Annotated in this window: 24 protein-coding genes; 18 read left to right on the top strand and 6 right to left on the bottom strand. The window is 69.0% G+C overall.

Features of this window, described 5'->3' with window-relative positions:
* Positions 1-59 precede the first annotated feature (59 nt).
* Genes AUL33_RS10870 through AUL33_RS10855 form a run of 4 tightly spaced genes read left to right on the top strand, consistent with a single transcriptional unit; the run spans position 60 to position 3,932 of the window.
* Positions 60-944, top strand: a complete 885-nt coding sequence (locus AUL33_RS10870; protein WP_062207483.1) for a carbohydrate ABC transporter permease — start codon at positions 60-62, stop codon at positions 942-944.
* A 7-nt stretch (positions 945-951) separates the two neighbouring features.
* A complete protein-coding gene (locus AUL33_RS10865) occupies positions 952-1,866 on the top strand; it encodes an ABC transporter permease subunit (protein ID WP_062207482.1) in 915 nt (304 codons plus the stop codon).
* A 10-nt stretch (positions 1,867-1,876) separates the two neighbouring features.
* Positions 1,877-2,980, top strand: a complete 1,104-nt coding sequence (gene ugpC / locus AUL33_RS10860; protein WP_062207480.1) for a sn-glycerol-3-phosphate ABC transporter ATP-binding protein UgpC — start codon at positions 1,877-1,879, stop codon at positions 2,978-2,980.
* 28 nt (positions 2,981-3,008) lie between these two features.
* Positions 3,009-3,932, top strand: a complete 924-nt coding sequence (locus AUL33_RS10855) for a TIM barrel protein (protein ID WP_062207478.1) — start codon at positions 3,009-3,011, stop codon at positions 3,930-3,932.
* Between the two features lie 73 nt (positions 3,933-4,005).
* On the opposite strand, the gene phnF is transcribed toward AUL33_RS10855, so the two are convergent.
* The gene (gene phnF, locus AUL33_RS10850) at positions 4,006-4,725 is read right to left on the bottom strand and encodes a phosphonate metabolism transcriptional regulator PhnF (RefSeq protein WP_062207476.1); all 720 of its coding nucleotides are present in this window, start codon (positions 4,723-4,725) and stop codon (positions 4,006-4,008) included.
* A gap of 122 nt (positions 4,726-4,847) precedes the next feature.
* Between phnF and phnG the strand changes: the two genes are divergently transcribed.
* The 13 genes from phnG to phnN all read left to right on the top strand — a co-directional run bounded on the left by phnG (position 4,848) and on the right by phnN (position 15,362).
* Positions 4,848-5,312, top strand: a complete 465-nt coding sequence (gene phnG / locus AUL33_RS10845) for a phosphonate C-P lyase system protein PhnG (RefSeq protein ID WP_062207473.1) — start codon at positions 4,848-4,850, stop codon at positions 5,310-5,312.
* A complete protein-coding gene (phnH, locus tag AUL33_RS10840; RefSeq protein ID WP_062207471.1) occupies positions 5,309-5,905 on the top strand; it encodes a phosphonate C-P lyase system protein PhnH in 597 nt (198 codons plus the stop codon). Before phnG ends, phnH begins: the two co-directional genes overlap by 4 nt.
* A 3-nt stretch (positions 5,906-5,908) precedes the next feature.
* Positions 5,909-7,015, top strand: a complete 1,107-nt coding sequence (locus tag AUL33_RS10835) for a carbon-phosphorus lyase complex subunit PhnI (protein WP_062207469.1) — start codon at positions 5,909-5,911, stop codon at positions 7,013-7,015.
* The gene (locus AUL33_RS10830) at positions 7,012-7,893 is read left to right on the top strand and encodes an alpha-D-ribose 1-methylphosphonate 5-phosphate C-P-lyase PhnJ (RefSeq protein ID WP_062207468.1); all 882 of its coding nucleotides are present in this window, start codon (positions 7,012-7,014) and stop codon (positions 7,891-7,893) included. The genes AUL33_RS10835 and AUL33_RS10830 overlap by 4 nt, the downstream gene beginning before the upstream one ends.
* Positions 7,890-8,666: a phosphonate C-P lyase system protein PhnK gene (gene phnK, locus AUL33_RS10825; RefSeq protein WP_062207466.1), complete on the top strand. Its 777-nt coding sequence runs from the start codon at positions 7,890-7,892 to the stop codon at positions 8,664-8,666. Before AUL33_RS10830 ends, phnK begins: the two co-directional genes overlap by 4 nt.
* 6 nt (positions 8,667-8,672) lie before the next feature.
* Entirely contained in the window at positions 8,673-9,386 is a 714-nt protein-coding gene (phnL, locus tag AUL33_RS10820) for a phosphonate C-P lyase system protein PhnL (protein WP_062207464.1), read from the top strand.
* A complete protein-coding gene (locus AUL33_RS10815) occupies positions 9,386-10,003 on the top strand; it encodes a DapH/DapD/GlmU-related protein (protein ID WP_062207462.1) in 618 nt (205 codons plus the stop codon). The genes phnL and AUL33_RS10815 overlap by 1 nt, the downstream gene beginning before the upstream one ends.
* A gap of 107 nt (positions 10,004-10,110) precedes the next feature.
* A complete protein-coding gene (gene phnC / locus AUL33_RS10810) occupies positions 10,111-10,971 on the top strand; it encodes a phosphonate ABC transporter ATP-binding protein (RefSeq protein WP_082652514.1) in 861 nt (286 codons plus the stop codon).
* A 28-nt stretch (positions 10,972-10,999) separates the two neighbouring features.
* Entirely contained in the window at positions 11,000-11,998 is a 999-nt protein-coding gene (gene phnD, locus AUL33_RS10805; RefSeq protein WP_082652513.1) for a phosphonate ABC transporter substrate-binding protein, read from the top strand.
* A 110-nt stretch (positions 11,999-12,108) separates the two neighbouring features.
* Entirely contained in the window at positions 12,109-12,933 is an 825-nt protein-coding gene (gene phnE, locus AUL33_RS10800; protein ID WP_082652512.1) for a phosphonate ABC transporter, permease protein PhnE, read from the top strand.
* On the top strand, positions 12,933-13,625 hold the full coding sequence (locus AUL33_RS10795; RefSeq protein ID WP_062207460.1) for a DUF1045 domain-containing protein: 693 nt from the start codon (positions 12,933-12,935) through the stop codon (positions 13,623-13,625). The genes phnE and AUL33_RS10795 overlap by 1 nt, the downstream gene beginning before the upstream one ends.
* Positions 13,619-14,758, top strand: a complete 1,140-nt coding sequence (locus AUL33_RS10790) for an alpha-D-ribose 1-methylphosphonate 5-triphosphate diphosphatase (protein ID WP_374754423.1) — start codon at positions 13,619-13,621, stop codon at positions 14,756-14,758. The genes AUL33_RS10795 and AUL33_RS10790 overlap by 7 nt, the downstream gene beginning before the upstream one ends.
* On the top strand, positions 14,748-15,362 hold the full coding sequence (gene phnN / locus AUL33_RS10785) for a phosphonate metabolism protein/1,5-bisphosphokinase (PRPP-forming) PhnN (protein WP_062207456.1): 615 nt from the start codon (positions 14,748-14,750) through the stop codon (positions 15,360-15,362). Before AUL33_RS10790 ends, phnN begins: the two co-directional genes overlap by 11 nt.
* Before the next feature lie 26 nt (positions 15,363-15,388).
* Here phnN and AUL33_RS10780 read toward each other — a convergent pair whose 3' ends face one another.
* Both AUL33_RS10780 and AUL33_RS10775 read right to left on the bottom strand, forming a co-directional pair.
* A complete protein-coding gene (locus AUL33_RS10780) occupies positions 15,389-16,222 on the bottom strand; it encodes a hypothetical protein (protein WP_082652511.1) in 834 nt (277 codons plus the stop codon).
* A complete protein-coding gene (locus tag AUL33_RS10775; RefSeq protein ID WP_062207454.1) occupies positions 16,212-18,467 on the bottom strand; it encodes a bifunctional diguanylate cyclase/phosphodiesterase in 2,256 nt (751 codons plus the stop codon). The genes AUL33_RS10780 and AUL33_RS10775 overlap by 11 nt, the downstream gene beginning before the upstream one ends.
* Positions 18,468-18,728: 261 nt before the next feature.
* Here AUL33_RS10775 and AUL33_RS10770 point away from each other — a divergent pair, with 261 nt between their 5' ends.
* The gene (locus AUL33_RS10770; protein ID WP_062207452.1) at positions 18,729-19,166 is read left to right on the top strand and encodes a hypothetical protein; all 438 of its coding nucleotides are present in this window, start codon (positions 18,729-18,731) and stop codon (positions 19,164-19,166) included.
* Positions 19,167-19,190: 24 nt separating this feature from the next.
* Here AUL33_RS10770 and AUL33_RS10765 read toward each other — a convergent pair whose 3' ends face one another.
* From AUL33_RS10765 to AUL33_RS10755, 3 genes are all read right to left on the bottom strand, one after another.
* The gene (locus AUL33_RS10765; RefSeq protein ID WP_082652509.1) at positions 19,191-19,940 is read right to left on the bottom strand and encodes a transferase; all 750 of its coding nucleotides are present in this window, start codon (positions 19,938-19,940) and stop codon (positions 19,191-19,193) included.
* A 271-nt stretch (positions 19,941-20,211) separates the two neighbouring features.
* Positions 20,212-21,033 carry a bifunctional allantoicase/(S)-ureidoglycine aminohydrolase gene (locus AUL33_RS10760; RefSeq protein WP_062207450.1) on the bottom strand — a complete coding sequence of 274 codons (822 nt, stop codon included), beginning with the start codon at positions 21,031-21,033 and terminating at the stop codon, positions 20,212-20,214.
* 147 nt (positions 21,034-21,180) lie between these two features.
* Positions 21,181-21,870 (bottom strand): CHASE3 domain-containing protein, encoded by a 690-nt coding sequence (locus AUL33_RS10755; RefSeq protein ID WP_062207448.1) that lies wholly within the window; start codon positions 21,868-21,870, stop codon positions 21,181-21,183.
* Positions 21,871-21,913: the final 43 nt, after the last annotated feature.

The following is a 21,913-nucleotide window of genomic DNA, read 5'->3' as shown; positions in this document are numbered from 1 at the left end:
CGCCCCGGAGCGCACACACGCGCTCCGGGGCGACATCACTGGCACGACGGGCAATCTCCATGGAAAAACGCGCCACCTTCGGCTCGACCGGCATCGGCCTGATGTTCGCCGCGCCGATCCTTCTCCTCATCTTCGTGTTCTTCTACTGGCCGGCGGGCCAAGCCCTGTTCTGGGCCTTCACGCTCGAACAGCCCTGGGGCGGCGGCAACACGTTCGTCGGCTTCCAGAATTTCGAGCGCCTCCTCGCCGATCCCGTCTACTGGAACTCGATCGGGCGCAGCCTCGTCTTCGGCCTGGGCTCGACGAGCATCGCCATGGGCTTCGCGCTCGTTCTGGCGCTGCTGACCGACCGCGAGCTCGCCGGCAGCCGGATCTACAAGTCGGTGCTGATCTGGCCCTACGCGATCGCCGCGCCCGCCATCGGTCTCGCCTTCCGCTTCATCATGGCGCCGGAAGCCGGCCTTCTCGCCAACATCAACCGGATCTGGCCCGGCGCCTGGAACCCGGCGCTCGACGGCACGGACGCGATGATCTCGGTGATCCTCGCCTTCTCCTGGAAGTATGTCGGCTACAACTTCATCTTCTTCCTCGCCGCCCTCCAGTCCATTCCCGCGACGCTGACCGAAGCGGCGGCCATGGATGGTTCGGGGCCGCTGCGCCGCATGCGCGACATCCAGCTGCCGCTCCTCATGCCGACGCTGTTTTTCCTGCTGATCATCAACATCACCGAGAGCTTCCAGGACAGTTTCGGCATCGTCGACATCATGACTCTCGGCGGCCCTGCACGGGCGACCGAACTGATGGTCTACAAACTCTATTTCGACGGGTTCAAGGGCCTCGACTACTCGGGAGCCGCCGCGCAGAGCGTGATCCTCATGCTCCTCGTCGTCGGCCTCACCATCGTCCAGTTCCGCTTCATCGAGCGGCGCGTGCATTACAAGTGAGACCGGCATGATCGAGCGCACCCCCGTCTTCGACGCGATCTGCCAGATCGTCCTGTTCATCGGCCTTCTCGTCGCCTTGCTGCCCTTCGCGGTGGTGCTTCTGGCGGCCACGCAGGACATCCGGGCGGTCAACCAGGTGCCCCTGCCGATCACGCCGGGACCCCACTTCCTCGACAACATCCACGAGGCCTGGACGCGCGCCCATCTCGGCTCGAAGCTCTTCAACAGCCTCGTCTTCGCCAGCGCCGTCGCCATCGGCAAGGTGGCCTTCTCGACCATGGCCGCCTTCGCCATCGTCTACTTCCGCTTCCCCGGCCGCATTCTCATCTTCTGGGCGGTGTTCGTCACGCTGATGCTGCCGCTCGAGGTTCGCATCGTGCCGACCTACGCGGTGGCCGCCAACGCGCTCCAGCCGTTCCAGGCCATTCTCGACGTCACCGGACTGACGAGCCTGATCGCCGTGCTTACCGGACTCCAGGTCAAGCTGAACTGGGGCCTTCTCAACTCCTATACGGGTTTGGCCCTGCCGCTGGTCGCCACGGCCACCGGCACGTTCCTCTACCGCCAGTTCTTCCTCACCCTGCCCGACGAACTGGCGGAAGCGGCGAAGATGGACGGGTCGGGCCCGGTGCGCTTCTTCTTCGAGGTGCTGCTGCCGATCTCGCGCCCGACGATGGCCGCGCTTGGCACCATCATGTTTGTCTGGGCCTGGAACCAGTATCTCTGGCCCCTCCTCGTCACCACCGACCCCGCCTTCGGCACCGCTACGACACAGCTCAAGGAGCTGATCCCCTCCGAGTTCGGCCTGCCGGACTGGAACGTCGCGATGGCCGGCACGCTCATCGTGATGGCGCCGCCGCTCCTCGTCATCATCCTCATGCAGCGCTGGTTCGTTCGCGGCCTCAGCGCCACCGACAAGTAGGGCCAGCCCCATGTCCGCCATTTCCATCCGCCAGGTCGCCAAGTCCTACGCCAAGTCGGCCGTCGTCCATGGCGTCGACCTCGAGATCGAGAGCGGCGAGTTCGTCGTGATCCTCGGGCCCTCCGGCTGCGGCAAGTCCACTCTCTTGCGAATGATCGCTGGGCTGGAGGCGATCACCTCCGGCGAGATCGCCATCGGGACCCAAATCGTCAACAAGCTGGAGCCGCGCGAGCGCGGCTGCGCCATGGTGTTCCAGAACTACGCGCTCTACCCGCATATGAGCGTCGCCGAGAACATCGGCTACGCGCTGAAGGTGGCGGGTGTCTCGAAGGCCGAGCGCCGCCGGCGCGTCGAGGCGGTGGCCGCTACGGTCGGGCTCTCCGACACGCTCGACCGCAAGCCCGCCGCGCTGTCGGGCGGCCAGCGCCAGCGCGTGGCGATGGGCCGGGCGATGATCCGCGAGCCGAAGATCTTCCTCTTCGACGAGCCGCTCTCCAATCTCGACGCGATCCTGCGCGTTGGCATGCGCGCCGAAATCCGCCGCCTGCACCGGCGCCTCGGTACGACCTCGGTCTTCGTCACGCACGACCAGGTCGAGGCGATGACGCTGGCCGACCGGCTCGTAGTCATGCGCGCCGGCCGGATCGAGCAGGTCGGCACGCCCGCCGAGGTCTACGACCGGCCGGCGACGCGCTTCGTCGCCTCCTTCATCGGCGCCCCGCCGATGAACCTGATGGACGGCACGCTGGAGCCCGGCGACGCCTTCCGCCTCGCCTGCGGCCGGCAGCTGGCGCTGGCGCCGGGCATGCGTGTCGGCTTCGGCGCCGGCCGCGTCGCCTTCGGCATCCGTCCCGAGCATGTCGTGCTGACGCGTCCGGGGGCGCCCGGCAGCCTCGACGCGAACGTCGACTTCATCGAGGAGCTCGGCGCCTCGCGCGTCGTCTATGCCGAGTTCGGCGGCATCGCCTTCGCCACCGTGGTGCCGCCCGAGGCGCTCGTGCGCACCGGCGACCCGATCGGGCTCCTCCTGCCCGCCCAGCACCTCCACGCCTTCGACGCCGAGACCGGACGGCGCATCCAGCCCGCCGACCGCCGCATTCCCCAGGCCGCCTGAGCCGAACCGCTCATCGAGGACACATTCCATGACCCCACCCCGCATCCAGGCCGTCGGCTTCTCCGTCGATGCCGGCTCCGGCGATTTCTCGGCGCTCGAAGCCTCGCTGCGGCGCGTCGCCGACCTTAGCGCGGATGTCGCCGAGCTTTCGCTCTACGGCTACGACGTCATCGCGGGCGGGCGCATCGTCGAAGCTCGCGCCCGCCAGCTCGAGGCGATCTGCGCCCGCGTGCCGCTGCGCTACACCGTGCACGGCCAGATCGTCTCGAACTTCATGGACGCTGCGCATCTGGAACCGCAGAAGGCGGTGGTGCGATCGATGCTGGAGCTTTGCCGGCGGATCGGCGCGGGCGTCCTCGTCCATCACGGCGGCAAGGCCGTGCTCGGCCCCCGGTCGCGGCGCGAGGCGCTCGACCGGATGGAGCGCGAGGCGCTGCGCGAGATGGCGGATGTCGCCGAGGCCTGCGGCGTGCGCATCGCCCTCGAGAACATCTTCGGCACCGAGGACGGCGAATATCGCCAGACGCCAGCCGAGATCGGCGAAACCGTGCGCACTGTCGCCCACCCCTCGCTCATCGGGCTCGTCGACATCGGCCACGCCTATATCGAGGGCACGCGCGCCGGGTTCGACTGGCGCGAGGAGGTCCGCGCCTTCTCCTCCGTCGCCGGGCACGTGCACCTCCACGACAATTTCGGCCGGCCATATACGCAGAAGCACTTCCATCACGTGAGCGAGGCGGCCGCGCTCGGCATCGGCGACCTGCACCTGCCTCTCGGCTGGGGCGACATCCCGTTCGAGGCGGTCGCGGCCGATCTCGACGTGCTGCCGGGCACCACGATGATCCTCGAACTGCCCCACCGCTTCGACGGCGAGCGCGCGGACAGCCTCGCGATCGCCCGCCGTCTCGCCGCCATCGTCAACGCACGCGGGACGACCAAAGCCGCCGCCTGACGTCTCGGGCCCCGACTGTCCGGCCCTCGGCGCCGCTTCGTCCCGACCGGGCGGGGCGGCGTCTTCGGTTGGCTCAATGGCGGAACACGAGTTCCATCCGGTCGGCGTGGAATCGCGTGCGAAGCGCCTGCACCGGCCGGTCCTCGCCGTCGACGTCGATCGCCGTGGAAACCAGCACCAGGCCGTCCGGCGAGGCCGACAGGTGATCGGCGTCGCCCGGCGACAGGCGCTCGGCCGTCAGCCGCGTCTCGCGGCGGCGGTAGTCGAGGAGGCCCTCGCGGCGCAGGGCCTCGGTCACCGAGCCGCTTTCCGCATAGGCCTGGACGATGCCGGGGAAACGCGCCGCGGAAAACCACGAGGTCGCCACCGACAGGGGCACGCCGTCGGCGACGTGCAGCGTTTCCAGCCGATGCAGTGGCGCGCCGGGGTCGCAGGCGAGAAGACGCGCGATGCCGGCGTCCGCCCGCACCCGGTCGGCCCGGATCAGCCGGCCGCCGGGCTGGCGCGACTGGGCGAGGACATTTTCGGAAAAGCGCGTGCGCGGCCCCACCGGATAAGGCAGGCGCGGCGCGGGCGCGTTAACGAAGGTGCCGCGCCCCTGCTCGGCCCGCAGCAACCCGTCCCGGGCGAGCACCGCGATGGCGCGGCGCACCGTGTGGCGGTTGACGGCGAAACGCTCCGCCAGCTCCGCCTCCGGCGGCAGGCGATCGGCCAGCGAGCCGTCCGCGATCCCGGCACGCAGGAGATCGGATACCCGGCGCCAGCGCGACACTCCGTCCTCGGTCGGTTCCAAATCATCGCCTCCGAAAGCTCAAGGGAACAGGAACCGTCATCGTCCCGTCACCATCGCGAGTGTATCTCCATCACAGGAGATCTTGTTGTCTATACGAATAGACAAATCAAGGGACAAACACGATGCAGCCCGACATTCCCGACATTCGCGCCCGGCAACGCTCGATGGCCGCGCTCGCCCGCATGGACGGTCCCGCCCTGGCCGAGCGCTACCGCCTGCTCGCCGGCGAGGTGCCGGCGGCACAGCCGGTGCGCGGTCCCGAGGTCGGTCTCGTCATGGTGCGCGGCCGGGCGGGCGGCGGCGGCGCACCGTTCAATCTCGGCGAGGCCAGCGTCGTGCGCGCCACGGTTACGCTGGCGACCGGCGAGGTCGGTCATGCCGTGATCCTCGGACGCGACGCCGACAAGGCCCGCATGGCTGCCCATCTCGACGCGCTCTGGCAGCACGGCGACTGGCGCGAGCGCGTCGAGCGCGACTTCGTGGCGCCCGCCCTTGCCGCGCACGCCGATGCGGACCGCGCGCGTGCAGAAGAGACCGAGGCGACACGCGTCGACTTCTTCACCCTCGTTCGCGGAGACAACCCATGAGCCTCGACGCCGCCGCCGTCGCGGGAGGACTGGCGGATCCCGTGATGGGGTCGCAGGGGATCTTCCGCGCGCTGATGACCGCGATGGCCGAGCCGGGGACGATCGCCGAGTTCGGCGCCCTCGTCGCAGCCCCCGCCGCGCTCGCGCCGGCTGCCGCCGCGATCCTCGCCGCGCTCGCCGATCCCGACACGCCGGTCTGGCTGGAGGAGGCGGACGAGGCGGCACACCGCTGGTTGCGCTTCCAGACGGGCGCACCGATCGCACAAACGCCGGCTGGCGCCACCTTTGCGGTTCTGAGCCCCGGTTCGTCGCCCGCCCGGTGGCGCGACTTCGCGGTGGGCACGCAGGAATATCCCGACCGCTCCGCGACGCTCATCCTGCCGGTCGCCTGGCTGGAGGGCGGCCCGCCGCTCGATCTAGCCGGCCCCGGCATCGAGACCCGCCGCACGATCGCGCCGAGCGGACTTCCCGTCGGCTTCCATGAGGCGATGACCGCCAATCGGCGCGGCTTTCCGCTCGGCTTCGATCTCGTGCTCGTCGCGGGATCCCGGGCGATCGCCCTGCCCCGCACCACCCGTATCGAGGAGGCCTGAACCATGTACGTGGCCGTGAAGGGCGGCGAGACCGCCATCCGCAATGCCCATGCGCTTCTCGCCGATCGCCGGCGGGGCGACCGCGACGTGCCGGCGCTGACGCTGGAGCAGATCGCCGGCCAGCTGGCGCTGGCGGTGGACCGCACGATGGCCGAGGGCTCGCTCTATGATCCCGAGTTGGCGGCGATGGCGGTGCGCCAGTCGCGCGGCGACCTCATCGAGGCGATCTTCCTCTTGCGCGCCTACCGCACGACGCTGCCGCGCTTCGGCGCGACGCGGCCCGTCGACACCGCCCGCATGCGCATCGAACGCCGTGTCTCGGCGACCTACAAGGACCTGCCGGGTGGCCAGCTTCTCGGCCCGACCTTCGACTACACCCATCGTCTCATCGACCCCGCCATGGCCGGCGACGAAGCGGTTCCCGCGCCCGAGCGCCGCGCGCTGGAAGGCAAGCCCGAATGCCCGCGCGTCATCGACATCCTCGACCGCGAGGGCCTGATCGAGGGCGACGGCGCGGGCGGCGACGAGCCGGGCGACCTGACGCGCGATCCCGTCGCCTTTCCGGCCATGCGCGACCTGCGGCTGCAGGCGCTGGCGCGCGGCGACGAGGGCTTCCTCCTGGCGCTCGGCTATTCGACGCAGCGCGGCTACGGCCGCAACCATCCCTTCGTCGGCGAAGTGCGGATCGGTCTGGTGGAGGTCGAGGTCGACATTCCCGAACTCGGTTTTGCCGTCTCGATCGGCGAGATCCGCCTGACCGAATGCCAGATGGTGACCCAGTTCACCGGCGCGGCCGGAACGCCCGTCCGCTTCAGCCGCGGCTACGGCCTCGTCTTCGGCCAGAGCGAGCGCAAGGCGATGGCGATGAGCCTCGTCGACCGGGCGCTGCGCGCCGACGAATTCGGCGAGGAGCGCAACGCCCCGGCGCAGGACGAGGAGTTCGTGATGGAGCATTGCGACAACGTGCAGTCCACCGGCTTCGTCGAGCACCTGAAGCTGCCGCACTACGTGGATTTCCAGGCCGAACTCGCGCTCGTGCGCCAGCTTCGCCGCGAGGAGGCCGAGCGCACGACGGCCGCGGACGAGACCCGCCGGGAGGCCGCCGAATGAGCGCCCTGCCCGCCTACAACTTCGCCTATCTCGACGAGGGCACCAAGCGGATGATCCGCCGCGCCATCCTCAAGGGCATCGCGCTGCCCGGCTACCAGGTGCCCTTCGCCTCGCGCGAGATGCCGATGCCCTATGGCTGGGGCACCGGCGGCGTGCAGGTGACGGCCGCGATCCTCGGCCCCGATGACGTGCTGAAGGTCATCGACCAGGGCGCCGACGACACCACCAACGCCGTCTCCATCCGCGCCTTCTTCGAAAAGACCGCGGGCGTCGCCACCACGACGAGAACGCACGAGGCGACGATCGTCCAGACCCGGCATCGCATTCCCGAGGCGCCGCTGAAGGCCGGGCAGACCATCGTCTACCAGGTACCGATCCCCGAGCCGCTGCGCTTCCTCGAACCGCGCGAGACCGAGACCCGCACGATGCACGCGCTGGAGGAGTACGGGCTGATGCATGTGAAGCTCTACGAGGACATCGCCCGCCACGGCCATATCGCCGTGAACTACGCCTATCCGGTGAAGGTCGAGGGGCGCTACGTCATGGATCCCTCGCCGATCCCCAAGTTCGACAATCCCAAGATGCACCGCTCCCCGGCGCTGCAGCTCTTCGGCGCCGGCCGCGAGAAGCGCATCTACGCGCTGCCGCCCTTCACCGACGTCGCCAGCCTCGACTTCGAGGACCATCCCTTCGCGATCCAGCGCTTCGAGCAGCCCTGCGCCCTCTGCGCGGCCCGCGACGTCTATCTCGACGAGATCGTCACCGACGACCGCGGCGGGCGGATGTTCGTCTGCTCCGACACCGACCATTGTGAAACCCGGCAGGCGGAGGGCCATCGCGGCCCCGGCCTGCCGCAGGCGCCGGAGGCCGGCCGATGAGCGCGCAGCCTATCCTCTCCGTGCGCGGGCTCGAAAAGCGCTACGGCACGCGCATCGGCTGCACCGACATTTCCTTCGACCTCTGGCCGGGCGAGGTCCTCGCCATCGTCGGCGAGTCCGGCTCCGGCAAGACGACACTCCTTAACTGCATCTCCGGCCGTCTGCCGCCCTCCGCCGGCACCGTCTCCTACCGGATGCGCGACGGCGCGATGCGCGATCTGGCAACGCTCGGCGAGGCCGAACGGCGTTTCCTCATGCGCACCGACTGGGGTTTCGTCCACCAGAACCCGATCGACGGTCTGCGCATGCGCGTCTCGGCCGGCGCCAATGTCGGCGAGCGGCTGATGGCGGTGGGCGAGCGCCATTACGGGCGCCTGCGTGAGGCCGCCACCGACTGGCTCGCCCGCGTCGAGATCGACGCCGGGCGCATCGACGACCAGCCGGTGGCCTTCTCCGGCGGCATGCGCCAGCGGCTGCAGATCGCGCGCAACCTCGTCACCCATCCGCGCCTCGTCTTCATGGACGAGCCGACCGGCGGGCTCGACGTCTCGGTGCAGGCGCGTGTCCTCGATCTCCTGCGCGGCCTCGTCGCCGATCTCGGTCTCGCCGTCGTCATCGTCACCCACGATCTCGCCGTGGCGCGGCTCCTGTCGCAGCGCATGATTGTGATGAAGGACGGGCGCGTCATCGAGGCCGGCCTCACCGACCGGGTGCTCGACGATCCCCGCCACGCCTATACCCAGCTCCTCGTCGCCTCGATCCCGGAGACCTGACCGCCGATGTCGCAGATCCTCCTCTCCGTCGCCGGCGTGGCGAAATCCTTCCGCATGCATCTGCGCGGCGGCGTCGAGCTGCCGGTGGTGCGCGACGTCGCCTTCGAGGTGGCGGCCGGCGAGTGCGTCGTGCTCGGCGGCCCCTCGGGGGTCGGCAAGTCCTCGATCCTGCGCATGGTCTACGGCAATTACGGGATCGACCGGGGCGCCATCCTCGTGCGGGACCGCGAGAGCGGCGCGATGCGCGATCTCGGCGCCGGCGACCCGCGCCTCGTCCTCGATCTCAGGCGTTCCAGCATCGCCTATGTCAGCCAGTTCCTGCGCGCCGTGCCCCGCGTCAGCGCCCTCGACGTGGTGGCCGAACCGATGCTGGCAACCGGCCTCGACCGGGACACCGCGCGCGCCAGGGCCGGCGATCTGCTGCGCCGTCTCAACCTTCCCGCCGCGCTCCACGACCTGCCGCCCGCCACGTTTTCCGGCGGCGAGAAGCAGCGCGTCAACATCGCGCGCGGGTTCGCCACCGACCATCCGGTGCTGCTCCTCGACGAGCCTACAGCCTCGCTCGACGCCGAGAACCGCGCGGTCGTCGTCGAGATGATCGACGAGAAGCTTAGGGGCGGCACCGCCATCCTCGGCATCTTCCACGACGACGCCGTGCGCGAGCGCGTGGCGACGCGCATCGTCGACGTCTCCGGCTTCTCGGCGCGAAAGGCGGCGTGATGACCAAGCTTTCGGAGCACACCCCGCTGATCCACCCCACCGCCGAGGTCACCGGTTCGACGCTCGGCCGCTACACCGAGGTGGAGGCTCGTTCGCGCCTGTCCGAAACGGTGCTCGGCGACTATTCCTACGTGATGCAGGACTGCGCCATCTGGGCCGCACGGATCGGCAAGTTCGCCAACATCGCCTCGATGGTGCGCCTCAACGCGACGAACCATCCGACCTGGCGAGCGACGCTCCACCACTTCACCTATCGCGCCGGCGACTATTTCGAAGGCGCCGAAGACGAGACGGCGTTCTTCGAGTGGCGCCGCGAGCATGCCGTCACCATCGGCCACGACGTCTGGATCGGGCACGGCGCGACGGTGCTGCCCGGCGTCACCGTCGGCAACGGCGCGGTGATCGGGGCCGGCGCCGTCGTCTCGCGCGACGTCGCCCCCTACACGATCGTCGGCGGCGTTCCCGCCCGCCTCATCCGCGAACGCTTCGCGCGGCACGTCTGCGAGGGCATGGAGCGGATCGCCTGGTGGGACTGGCCGCACGATCGCCTGTTCGAGGCGCTGGCCGACTTCCGCACGCTGGACGCCGCGGGCTTCGTCGCGCGCCACGCCGGCTGACGCCGGCGTCACACCTGACGCGCAAGCGTCACGCAAGTTTCACGCATACGTCACCGACAGCACATCCGCCTTGCATAGAACGGCCGGGACCAGACGAGGAGACGACGATGACCGCGATCGAGGTGTCCCATCTCTCGAAACGCTTCGGCCGCACGCAGGCCCTGCGCGATGTCCGCTTGAGCGTCGCCAAGGGCGAGATGGTCGCCCTCATCGGCGCCTCCGGCTCGGGCAAGAGCACCCTGATCCGCCACCTCGCGGGGCTGGAGGTCGGCGAGGGCACGCAGAGCCGGATCGAGATCTTCGGCCGGGTGGCGCAGGCCGGCGGTCGGCTCGGGCCGCACGCCAAGGAGCTTCGCGGCCGGGTCTCGGTGATCTTCCAGCAGTTCAACCTCGTCGGCCGCATATCGGTGCTGACCAACGTCCTCGTCGGCAATCTCGGCAAGATTTCGCGCTGGCGCGGCACGTTCGGCCTTTTCAACCGCGGCGAGAAGCAGGCGGCCGAGGCGGCGCTCGCCCGCGTCGGCATCCCGAAGGTCGCCGCGCAGCGCGCCTCCACCCTGTCGGGCGGCCAGCAGCAGCGCGCCGCAATCGCGCGCACGCTCGTCCAGCGCGCCGAGATTCTTCTCGCCGACGAGCCCATCGCCTCGCTCGATCCCGCCTCCGCCCGCCGCGTGATGGACGTTCTCGCCGACGTCAACGCCCGCGACGGGATCACCGTCATCGTCTCGCTGCACCAGGTCGAGTTCGCGCGGCAATACTGCCCGCGCACGGTCGCGATGCGCGACGGCACCGTCATCTACGACGGCCCCTCCTCGGCGCTGACCAACGATTTCCTCGCCGAACTCTACGGCGCCGCCGCGGACGAACTCGTGCTCGCCGACACGGGTGCCTCCCATGGCGCCCCTCACCCGGCGCCGCCGCCCGCGGCCGCGCTCCCCGAAAGGCATGGGGTTCTCGAACCCGCCTGATCCCCGACGTCACAACACCGGAGACGACATGAACGCGATCCTGAAAAGCCTGGCGGCGCTCTCGCTCGCCTCGACCCTGATGGCCGGCACCGCACTAGCCGCCGACCCCATCAACTTCGGCATCATCTCGACGGAGTCGCAGCAGAACCTGCGCACCCATTGGGAGCCCTTCCTCGCCGACATGGAGAAGCAGACCGGCCTCGAGGTGAAGCCATTCTTCGCCTCCGACTATGCCGGCGTCATCGAGGGCATGCGCTTCGGCAAGGTCCAGATGGGCTGGTTCGGCAACAAGTCGGCGATGGAAGCAGTGGACCGCGCCAAGGGCGAGATCTTCGCGCAGACGGTGCCGGAAAGCGGCGAGGCCGGCTACTATTCGGTGATCCTGGCGCCCAAGACCTCGCCGATCGCCTCGGTCGACGACGTCCTCAAGTGCGACCAGTCGCTGAACTTCGGCCTCGGCGACGTCAACTCGACCTCGGGCTATCTCGTGCCGATGACATTCGTCTTCTCGGCGCGCGGCATCGACCCCAAGACCTGCTTCAAGAACGTGACGAACGCCAATCACGAGACGAACGCGATGGGCGTCGCCAACGGCCAGCTGGACGTCGCCGCCAACAACACCGAGAATCTGGCGCTGATCGAGAAGAACCAGCCGGCCGCCTTCGAGAAGCTGAAGATCGTCTGGAAGTCGCCGCTGATCCCGTCCGACCCGATCGTCTGGTCCGCCGACCTGCCGGCCGAGACGAAGGAGAAGGTCAAGACCTTCTTCCTCACCTATGGCACCGACCAGTCGAAGGGCGACGTGGCGGAAGAAAAGAAGGTCCTGTCCGGTCTTCAGTGGTCCCCCTTCCGCGCCTCCAACGACGACCAGTTGCTGCCGATCCGGGTGATGGAGACGTCGAAGTCGATCGCCCAGACCGAAAGCGACACGAAGCTCTCGGCCGACGAGAAGGCCGCCAAGCTCGCCGCGCTGAAGGCGAAGAAGGCCGAGTACGAAGCCAAGCTGGCCAGCCTGCCGCAGGGCTGACGCCGCCCGAGAGGGATGGAGAAGCCGGGCCGCCCTCGTGCGGCCCGGCTTCCTCCCACTTCGAACCGACCACGAACCGCGCCCGGCGCGGGATATGAGGCCGAAGACCCATGACGGACGCTTTGAGCCGGGCGGATGCCGCCCGCAAGCTGGATGCCGCCGAGACCCGCACCGAGACGAAGGCGCGCGCCGCCTCGATCCTGACCTGGGTCGGCCTCGGCGCCGCGCTCCTCTGGGCCTGGGGCCCGGCCGAGATGTCGCGCTGGACCTATCTCTTCAGCGATTCCGGCAACATGGCGGAATATGCGCAGGGCTTCCTGCGGCCGGATTTCGCCGACTGGCGCTTCTACACCGAAGAGATGATCGTCACGATCCAGATCGCCCTCTGGGGAACCGCGCTCGCCGTGGTCCTGTCGATCCCGTTCGGCATCCTCTCCTCGCACAACATGGCGCCCTGGTGGGTGCTGCAGCCGGTGCGCCGGCTGATGGATCTCTTCCGCGCCATCCACGAGGTCGTGTTCGCCGTGCTCTTCGTGGTGGCCGTCGGCCTCGGGCCGTTCGCCGGGGTCATGGCGCTCTTCGTCCACACGACCGGCGTCCTCGCCAAGCTCTTCTCGGAGGCGGTGGAGGCGATCGACCCGCGCCCCGTCGAGGCGATCCGCACCACCGGCGCCTCGCGCCTCCAGCAGATCGTCTACGGCGTCATTCCGCAGGTGCTGCCGCTGTGGATCTCCTATTCGCTGTACCGGCTGGAATCCAACGTGCGCGCCGCCACCGTGCTCGGCCTGATCGGGGCCGGCGGCATCGGTCAGGTGCTGTTCGAGACGATCCGCGGCTTCTACTATCCGCAAGCCGCGGCGATTCTTCTGATCGTCGCCTTGACCGTGACGCTGATGGACCTTCTCTCCCAGCAGTTGCGCCGCCGGGTGATCTGATGCGCTTTGCCGTCTACCATGCCCCCCTCCCCGGCAGCACGCTGGCGGAACGCGCCGCGCTCTGGCTCGGCCGCGACGCCTTCGCGGACCGCGCCACCCGCTTGGGCGACCCGCGCCTCGACCCGCTCGTCGCCGAGCCCGCGCGCTACGGCTTCCATGCCACGTTGAAGGCCCCGTTCCGGCTCGCCGAAGGCCGGAGCGCGGACGAACTCGACGCGAACCTTGCCGCCTTCTGCCGGGCGCGCGCGGCTCCCCGGATCGAACGCCTCGTCCTGTCGCGCCTCGGCCGCTTCTTCGCGCTGACGCCCGATGGCCCGGCCCCCGCGATCGTCCGGCTCGAGGCGGAGGTGCTGGAAGCGTTCGAGCCGTTTCGCGCGCCGGCCAGCGAGGCTGAGGTTGCCCGGCGCCGGCCGGACCGCCTGAGCGAGCGCCAGCGCGCCCTTCTCGAAACCTGGGGCTATCCCCACGTTCTCGACGAATTCCGCTTCCACATGACCCTGACGGGTCCGGTCGACGACCCCGATGGGGCGCTGGCGCGCGAGATCGCCGGGCACTTCGCCGGGCTCCTCGATCGCCCCTACGACCTCGAAGGGCTGGCGCTCTTCGTCGAGCCCGAGCCCGGCGCGCCCTTCCGCGTCCACCGCCATCATTCCTTCGGGGCGCCCGCCCCTTCCGAGCACGCCGCATCATGACCGAACAGACCTTCCGCAACGCCGCCATCGTTCTCGACCGCGAGGTCGTCCATGGCTCGCTCCTCGTGCGCGACGGGCGCATCGCTGACATCGCGGCCGGCCCTTCCACGGTCGGCGAGGATCTGGGCGGCGAGTTCCTCGTCCCCGGCCTCGTGGAACTCCACACCGACCATCTCGAGGGCCATTACCTGCCGCGCCCCAAGGTGCGCTGGAACATGATGGCGGCGCTGCAGGCGCACGACGCGCAGATCGCGGCCTCCGGCATCACCACCGTCTTCGACGCGCTGCGCGTCGGCATGGACGAGGACGCCCAGCTGGGCTCCGACGACATGCGCGCCATGGCCGATACCATCGCGGAGGCGAGCGCCGGCGGGCGGCTGCGCGCCGAGCACTTCATCCACCTGCGCTGCGAGGTCTCGGCTCCCGACGTGCTGGACGGGTTCGACTCGATCGTCGGCAGCCCCCTCATCCGGCTGGCTTCGCTCATGGACCATGCGCCGGGCCAGCGCCAGTTCGTCGATCTCGACACCTACCGCACCTACTACCAGCGCAAGATGAAGATGGACGACGTCGAGTTCGACGCCTTCTGCCGGCGCCGCATCGCCCAGTCCGAGGCCCATGCCGAGCCCAACCGCCGAGCCATCGCCGCCCGCTGCCGGGCCGACGGCATTGCCGTCGCCTCGCACGACGACGCGACGGCGGCGCATGTGCGCGAGGGGCTGGAGATCGGCGTCACGCTCGCCGAATTTCCCACCACGCTCGAAGCCGCCGGCCTCTCGCACGAGGCCGGGCTCAAGGTGCTGATGGGCGCGCCGAACATCGTGCGCGGCGGCTCGCATTCCGGCAACGTCTCGGCGGCCGACCTTCTGGCCAACGGCACGCTCGACATCCTCTCCTCCGATTACGTGCCGTTCAGCCTGATCCAGTCGGCCTTCCACCTCGCGGAGAGCGGCGCGGCCGACCTGCCGGGCGCGATCCGGCTGGTGGCGGGCAACCCGGCCGAGGCCGCCGGCCTCGACGATCGCGGCGTCATCGCTGAAGGCCGGCGAGCCGATCTCGTGCGGGTGCGCAAGGCCGACGGCCTGCCGCCGCTGGTCTCCGCCGTCTGGCGGGAGGGCCGGCGTGTCGCCTGAGGCACTCGCCCCCGCCCCCGCCTCGAGCGCGCCCGGACGCGGCGTCCTCGTCGCCGTGGTCGGTCCGAGCGGCGCCGGCAAGGACACGCTGATCGCGGGCGCCGCCGAGTGCCTGCGCGCCGACCCGCTGCTGCGCGTCGCGCGGCGCGTCGTGACGCGTCAGGCGCTGGCTGCATCGGAAGACCATGCCAGTCTCGACGACGAGGCCTTTTGTGCGGCCCTCGGCAAGGGCGCGTTCTGCCTCGACTGGCAGGCCCATGGGCTTCGATACGCCCTGCCCCGCAGCGTGAAGGACGAGGTCGAGCGCGGCTTCGTGGTGATCGCCAACCTTTCGCGTCGCTCGCTCGGCGAAGCCGCCCGCCGCTTCGCCGCGCTTCGCATCGTCGAGGTCAGCGCCGACCCCGACCTTCTGGCGGCCCGCATCGCCGACCGCGGCCGCGAGGGCGCGCAGGCGGTCTCGGCGCGGGTGACGCGGCAGGTGCCGCTGGAAATCCCACCGGGCGTGCCGCCGGCGCTGCGCATCGACAATTCCGGCGACGTCGAGACCGCGATCGCCGAACTCGTCGGCTTCCTTCGGCACGTTCGGGCGGATCTTCCGGCCTAAAACTTGCGGACCCGGGCTTAGCGCCGTCAGGCCGCGCGGGCGGCGAGGAAGACCATTCCGGTGTAGCCGCTGCGAACCTCGCTGTCGGTGAGCCCGATGGTCGAGGTTTGCAGGCTGCTCGTCAGCGGCCGAAAGAGGGTCGCGATCTCGGCCTCGTCGAGGCGCACCACGGGAAAGGCCCGGTCGGCGACTTCGTAGGTGGAGGAGCCGACGAGGAAGGCGGCGATGAGCGAGCCGCCGGGGCGCACGCAGCCGGCGAAGCGGGTGCAGGCGGTCTCGAACTCGGCCCATCGCGAGGTGATGGATTCCGCGCAGAAGAACATCGTCGCCGCATCGAAGCGTCGCGCCGGCAGATCGAAGATCGAGCCCTGCTCTACGGTCGCGATCGCCCGAAGCCGGTCCATCGGGTCGCTCGGCAGGTCGTGGCCCGGCGCGCTCGACCGCACGACGTCCCAGAAATGCCTCCATTGCGGGCGCGCCTTCAGGCGCTGAAGTTCATGCCGGAGCCAGGCGACGTTCGGCGCTGCATAGTCGAAGGCCGTCAGACGCGCCGCGCGCGGCAAGGCTGCGAGCAGGGGAAAGAGGTTCGGCCCGGTGCCGACGTCCACGATGTCGAGCGAGCGGTCGCGCGGCTCGGCGTCCATCAGGGCGCGCACGGCATGGCGCACCACCTCGTCGTCGTCGCCATGGGGCTCGCCGTAATAATGCTGGAAGTAGGCTTCGGGATCGAAGCCGGACCAGTCGACCTCCGCATTGGCGACCGTCCCGCTCTTGTCGTGAGGCGCCGGCCCGATACCCGCGTCCGACTGGGCGCCGCCGGCCGGACCCGGCGTTTCGGCACGTGGGCGCTCAGGAGACATGAGACTTCCGATCCGGGTGAATCCGCATGGCGGTGGCCCCGGTCCGTGCCCGTGCGGCCGCATTGTAGGATGCGGCAAAGGCAATGAAGCCGGCCGCGGCGAGCGGCCGGGCGACAAGATAACCCTGGATGTGGTCGCAGCCGAAGCCGCGCAGGATGGCGCGCTCGCCCTCGGTCTCCACGCCCTCCGCCACCACTTCCATGCCGAGCGCATGGCTCATCTGCACGACGGACTGGACGATCGCCTGCGCCGACAGGCCGTCGTCGATGTTGCGCACGAAGCACTGGTCGATCTTCAGCTTGTCGAACTGGAACGTCGTCAGGTAGTTCAGGCTGCTGAACCCGGTGCCGAAATCATCCAGCGCCACCTTGAAGCCGGCCTCGCGCAGGCCCGCCAGCGTGCGCCGCGTCTGGGGCGTCGAGTCGAGAAGCAGCCCCTCGGTGATCTCCAGCGTCAGGCGCCGTGGCTCCACCCCGTATTCCCCGGCCATGCCGAGGATGAGGGCGACGAGGTCGCGGTGGCGGAACTGGATCGGCGAGAGGTTGATCGACAGGTCCATGTCGGGCCATTGCGACGCCTGCCGGATCGCGGTTCGCAGAACCCATTCGCCGATCGAGGGCATCAGGCCCGCCTCTTCCGCGATGGGAATGAAGACCGCCGGCGATACCATGCCCTTCGTCGGGTGCGCCCAGCGCAGCAGCGTCTCGGCGCTTTCGATCAGCCCGTTATCCTCGCGCACGATCGGCTGGAACACCAGTTCGAGTTCGGCTCGCGCGATGGCGCCCTCGAGGGCGAGCTCGAGTTCGCGGCGCTCGGCGAACTGCTGGCCCATGGCCTGCGTGAAGCGAACGGCACGATCGCGACCCTGTCGCTTGGCCTCGTAGAGCGCGATGTCGGCATGGCGCATGAGGACGTCGATCGTGTGCCCGTCGCCGGGCATCGTAGCCAGCCCGAGCGAGACGCTGACGTTCAGGTCGACGCCGTCGACGTCGATCGGCGTCGCAATCGCTTCGGCGATCGTGCGTTCGAGATCGACCGCGAACGAGCCGCCCCTGTCGATGCGGATGATGGCGAACTCGTCGCCCCCGATCCGGGCGAGGAAATCGGTTTCGCCGAGCCGCGACCTCAGGCGATGAGCCAGCGCCGAGATCAGCTTGTCGCCCATCTGGTGCCCGAGCGTGTCGTTGATATCCTTGAAGCGGTCGATGTCGAGATAGCCGACGATGACGCTCGTTCGCGTCTCGCCGACGGAAGCCGCGAGAACGGCCTCGGCCTCCAGCGAGAACGCATGGCGGTTCGGCAGGCCGGACAGGGGATCAAGCAAGGCGTCGCGCTGCGCCGTCTCGGCGCGGGTCTCCAGTTCGCGCGAGGCGCGCGACAAGCGCTTGAGGACGAGAAGCGAGAAGATGCCAATCGCCACCACGAGCGAGACCACGAGCGGCAGGACGGTGTCGAGCACGGGCTGGCCTGGGGCCGCAGCGGTCCAGACGAGTTGGCCGAGCGGCGTGCCGTCGTCGGCGACGAAGGGCATCGAGGCGTCCGCGCCCTTCGCCTCAAGCTGCGGCATGAGCCGGAGATCGGGAAGCAGCAGGTCGCGGCTGACATTGTCGAGAAAGAGCTGGTCGATCGAGACGACGCTGAGAAGAACGAACGGCTTGCCCGTCAGCAGCGTCGCATCGGTGTTGGGGCTGATGGTGATGGCGGCGACGATCGAGGGCTTTCCGTCGACCCTCAGGATGGCGCCGCTCCACGAGGCGGTCGCCTCCATGCCCTTCAGCTGCTGGTAGCCGCTCTGGCGCGCCGCGAAATTGTCGGGCCGCGGCAGAAGCGCCCCGCGGCTGCGCTCGCGCAGCGCACCGATGACGGGCCGGACCTGCGAGAGGATGTCGCGCACATGCGCCTCGGACTGAACCTCTCCCCCTTCGAAGCTGAAGACCGGGCGATCGCCGGCATCGAGCAGGAGGATGCTGTCGTGGCGATAGGTCTCGGTCAGGAAGATGCCGAACTCGGAGGTAACGAAGCCCTCGTCGAACGCATTGGCGATGTGGACGACAGCATCGTCCCACCAGGCGACGCCGCGCTGCTGGTCGAGAACGTTGGCAATCCCCTGGTCAAAGGCGTTCTCCAGGCGCCTCTGCTCCTGCACGATCTCGGATGCGTTGGAAGCCTTACCGAGATAGGCGGTGATGCCGATGAGCAGCAATCCGCACATGACGATGATGGATCCCATGACGGGAACGGCCATCCTAGCCTTCTTCCGATCCGGATTTTCCCGCGACGTTGATCTTTTGGCCATGTGTTCGATCCACCATCAAGCCGTCAGTATTCCTGATCGATATGAACAACCATTGAACAGGTTGTATTCGTCGGCATCACCACCCGGCAGCCGATGGGCGTTGCATGACTGGCGAACAAAGAGCGTCGAAAGCGCTGCCACTCGCCTCAGCGGATCGATGCGATCTCAGACTTCAGGTCGCGTCGACCTGCCCGGCCGAAAGGAGCCCAAATGATGCCGACGCCGTTCAGGTCCGGTGCCTTCGCCCCGTGGGTCGACGATTTCGTCGCCTGGAGCTTCGGCCAGTCCGACATTTGGCGCCAACCGACGACCGCAGAGATCGCGGCGCATCGCGGGCTGTTCGCGCTCGATGCCGTCCGCAGTCAGCATATCGCGATGTTCTGCCGCCATGCCGTCGGCCCGACGTCGTTCAAGGCTTCGTCCTACTCGCAGTTGGAAGAGCCCTTGGCGGACCTTGGCAGGTTCGAACTGGACGTCGATCTGTGGGTCCGGAGCTTTCTGGCACGCCAGCCGCTGGCGGATGGCAACGGGCGCTGCGCTCGCGCACTGCGCATGTGGCACGATCTTCGACTTCAGGACGCCGACGACGTCGGGCTCCCTGCTTTCGTCGCGCTGCCCGCCAGCAGTCTCGCCGCCCGGCACCATTGAACCTCGGCCCAAACGGCGGCGCGGTCAGGGGGCGTAGGCGACCCAGACGTTCGGCTCTTCATAGAGCCCGAACCCGGATTCGAGGTCGATGCGCACCGGCGCCAATGCGCCGTCGATCGCGTGCAGACCGGAGGTCTCGAAGGGCCGGCCGGCCCAGGTTTCCCAGAACGCCACGTGCTGGTCGACCACCATCGATCGCGCGCACACGCCAAGGAGCCGCGCACCGGCTTGATAGTGGCTGCGTAGCCAAGGGTCGAAGCAGCGCCCCAGCGGATCGATCCGGGCGATGTAGTCGGCCATCGGCTCGTGCACGTGATGGCATTTGGCGGAGGGGCGGACGGGTGCGATCAGTGCCTCGAAGCCGTAGCGTCCGCACAGGCCCTTCATCTCCCGCAGCATGCGCTGCGCGTGACCCTGGCCGCGCTGGCCGGGCGGAACCGAGATCGCCAGCGCCCCCAGCACGTTTCCGGTGGCCCCGAAACGCCGCCCGCCGCTCTCCACCAGCCAGTCCCAACCCTCATTGGGCAGGTCGCTTATCTTGTCCCACCGGGCGGGAATGCAGTTGGCGAGCGCCAGCAGTTCGTCGTTCGTCTCGTCGACGAGGCAGAGCTGGAGATCCTCGTACTCACCTAGGAGGCGATCGTAGTGCCGGCTGTGCGCCTCGGTCGCCCCGAGGAAGCCCAAGGGCGCCCAGACATCGGCTTCCACCGCCTCGGCCCTCGTCTTCAGGCCTGCATCGGAGCTTCTCGCCCTAACCGCCAGTCGCTCCGACATGAGGCGACGCCTCCCTCGCGTGAGTCCCGACCCGCCATCCCGCTCAGATCGTCAGTCTGACTTTCATAGATTGTTGACCATATTGCTAGGGAGTTGCCTGTGGACAAGTCGAGGTTGTCAGGCCCGGCCCGGCCTTTCCGGCATCGCGACGGCGTGATCGGTGGATGGGGCGCGGGCCATCACTCGCGATGGAAGCAGGAGGCAACAGCCGCCGGCCGGCGACATCGGTCGGCGCCGTCGCGCGAAGAACGAGCGCCGGATCCCGCCCGCCCTACCAGAGGGCGGTGTGGCGGTTGACGTCCTTGTAGAGAAGGTAGCGGAAGCGTCCGGGACCGCCGGCGTAGCAGGCCTGCGGGCAGAAGGAGCGCAGCCACATGAAGTCGCCGGCCTCGACCTCCACCCAGTCGCGGTTCAGCCGGTAGACCGCCTTGCCTTCCAGCACGTAGAGCCCGTGCTCCATCACGTGGGTTTCCATAAAGGGAATCGTCGCGCCGGGCTCGAAGGTGACGATGTTGACGTGCATGTCGTAGCGCACGTCGTCGGGATCGATGAAGCGCGAGGTCGCCCAGCGACCGTCCGTGCCGGGCATCGCCGCCATCGGGCGTTCGCTCTCGTGGGCGAAGATCGACTCGGGCGCTTCCAGTCCGTCGACCACCTGAAAGGTCTTGCGAATCCAGTGAAACTTCGCCGCCCCCGCGCCATGGTTGCGCAAGCGCCAGGCGCGGCCAGCCGGCAGATAGGCGAAGGACCCCGCGACGAGCTCGTGCGCCTCCTCGCCGAGCCGGATCGTCAGGCCGCCCTCGACCACGAAGATCGCGCCCTGCGTGAGCGCGTTCGGTTCGGGCCGATCGCTGCCGCCGCCGGGTGCAACTTCCATCAGATATTGCGAGAAGGTTTCGGCGAAGCCGGTGAGCGGGCGCGACAGGATCCAGGCCCGCGTCCCGCTCCAATGCGGCAGGACGCTGGTGACGATATCGCTCATCACGCCGCGCGGAATGACGGCATAGGCGGTGGTGAACACCGCCTTGCCCGACAGAAGCTCGCCCTGTCCTGGCAGGCCGCCCATGTCCGAATAGTAGTTCGCAGTCGTCATCGCCGTTTCCTTCCAGCCCGTCGCATCGCGTCAAAGTCGGGCTGCCCCTTGTGCCGCCCGGCGCCCTCCCGGCGCAAGATGGGCGCGCGTCCTCGTCTCGTTCGCATCGTCCGACGACGAAGCGTGTCCGCTCCATCCGGGCATGCTCTAGACCGCGGTGTCGCCGGACACGGGCCTCACGTCCAGCCCCTTGCGCGTCAGGTACATCTCGACGGCGGCGCGGGTGAGGAAGGAGGCGAGGCCGAGCAGCACGGCCACGACGCGCACGCGATGCTCGTCGTCATCGACCTTGGCGGTACGGATCGCCAGCAGCGCCTTCTCGCCTTCGGTGATCTCGCCGATATCCTCGCGGATCTCGTCCATCGTCGCGCGCTCCATCATCGCGATCTCCTGCCGGCGCGCGGCCTCGAACCCTTCGGCGTCGTGAAGCGCGATGGACTGGGCGAGTTCGCCGAGCTTGCGATCGATCAGCACGTCCAGAAGCTGGATCCGACTCTCTTGCGCGGGATTGTCGGAGACCTTCGCCGCCAGCTCGGGGCGAAGGTTGGCCAGACGCGCCTGCGCCTTTTCGTAGGGGTCGAGATAGCGCCGGTCGCTGCTAAGAAGATAGCCGCGCTGTCCCGTCTCGGCGTCGTCGAGGCCGATGAGGACGTCCTTGGTGATGGTGATGACCTCGTGCGTGTGAACCACGAGATCGCGGTGCTCGCTGAGCAGCGCATGCGTCCAGCCCGTGGCGACGATGCCGGTGGCGATCACCACGCCGACCGGCACCAGCCGCAGCACGGTGACGGTCGTCAGGTAGTCGCGCCGCAGCCGCCGCCAGGACAGATCGGGCATCGTCGGGCCTTTCCAAAAGCGCGGCTCGGGCGTGCCGGCGCCG

Origin of the sequence: Aureimonas sp. AU12 (assembly GCF_001463705.1) — a bacterium.
GTDB lineage: Bacteria > Pseudomonadota > Alphaproteobacteria > Rhizobiales > Rhizobiaceae > Aureimonas.
This window is presented reverse-complemented; position numbering and strand designations above follow the sequence as displayed.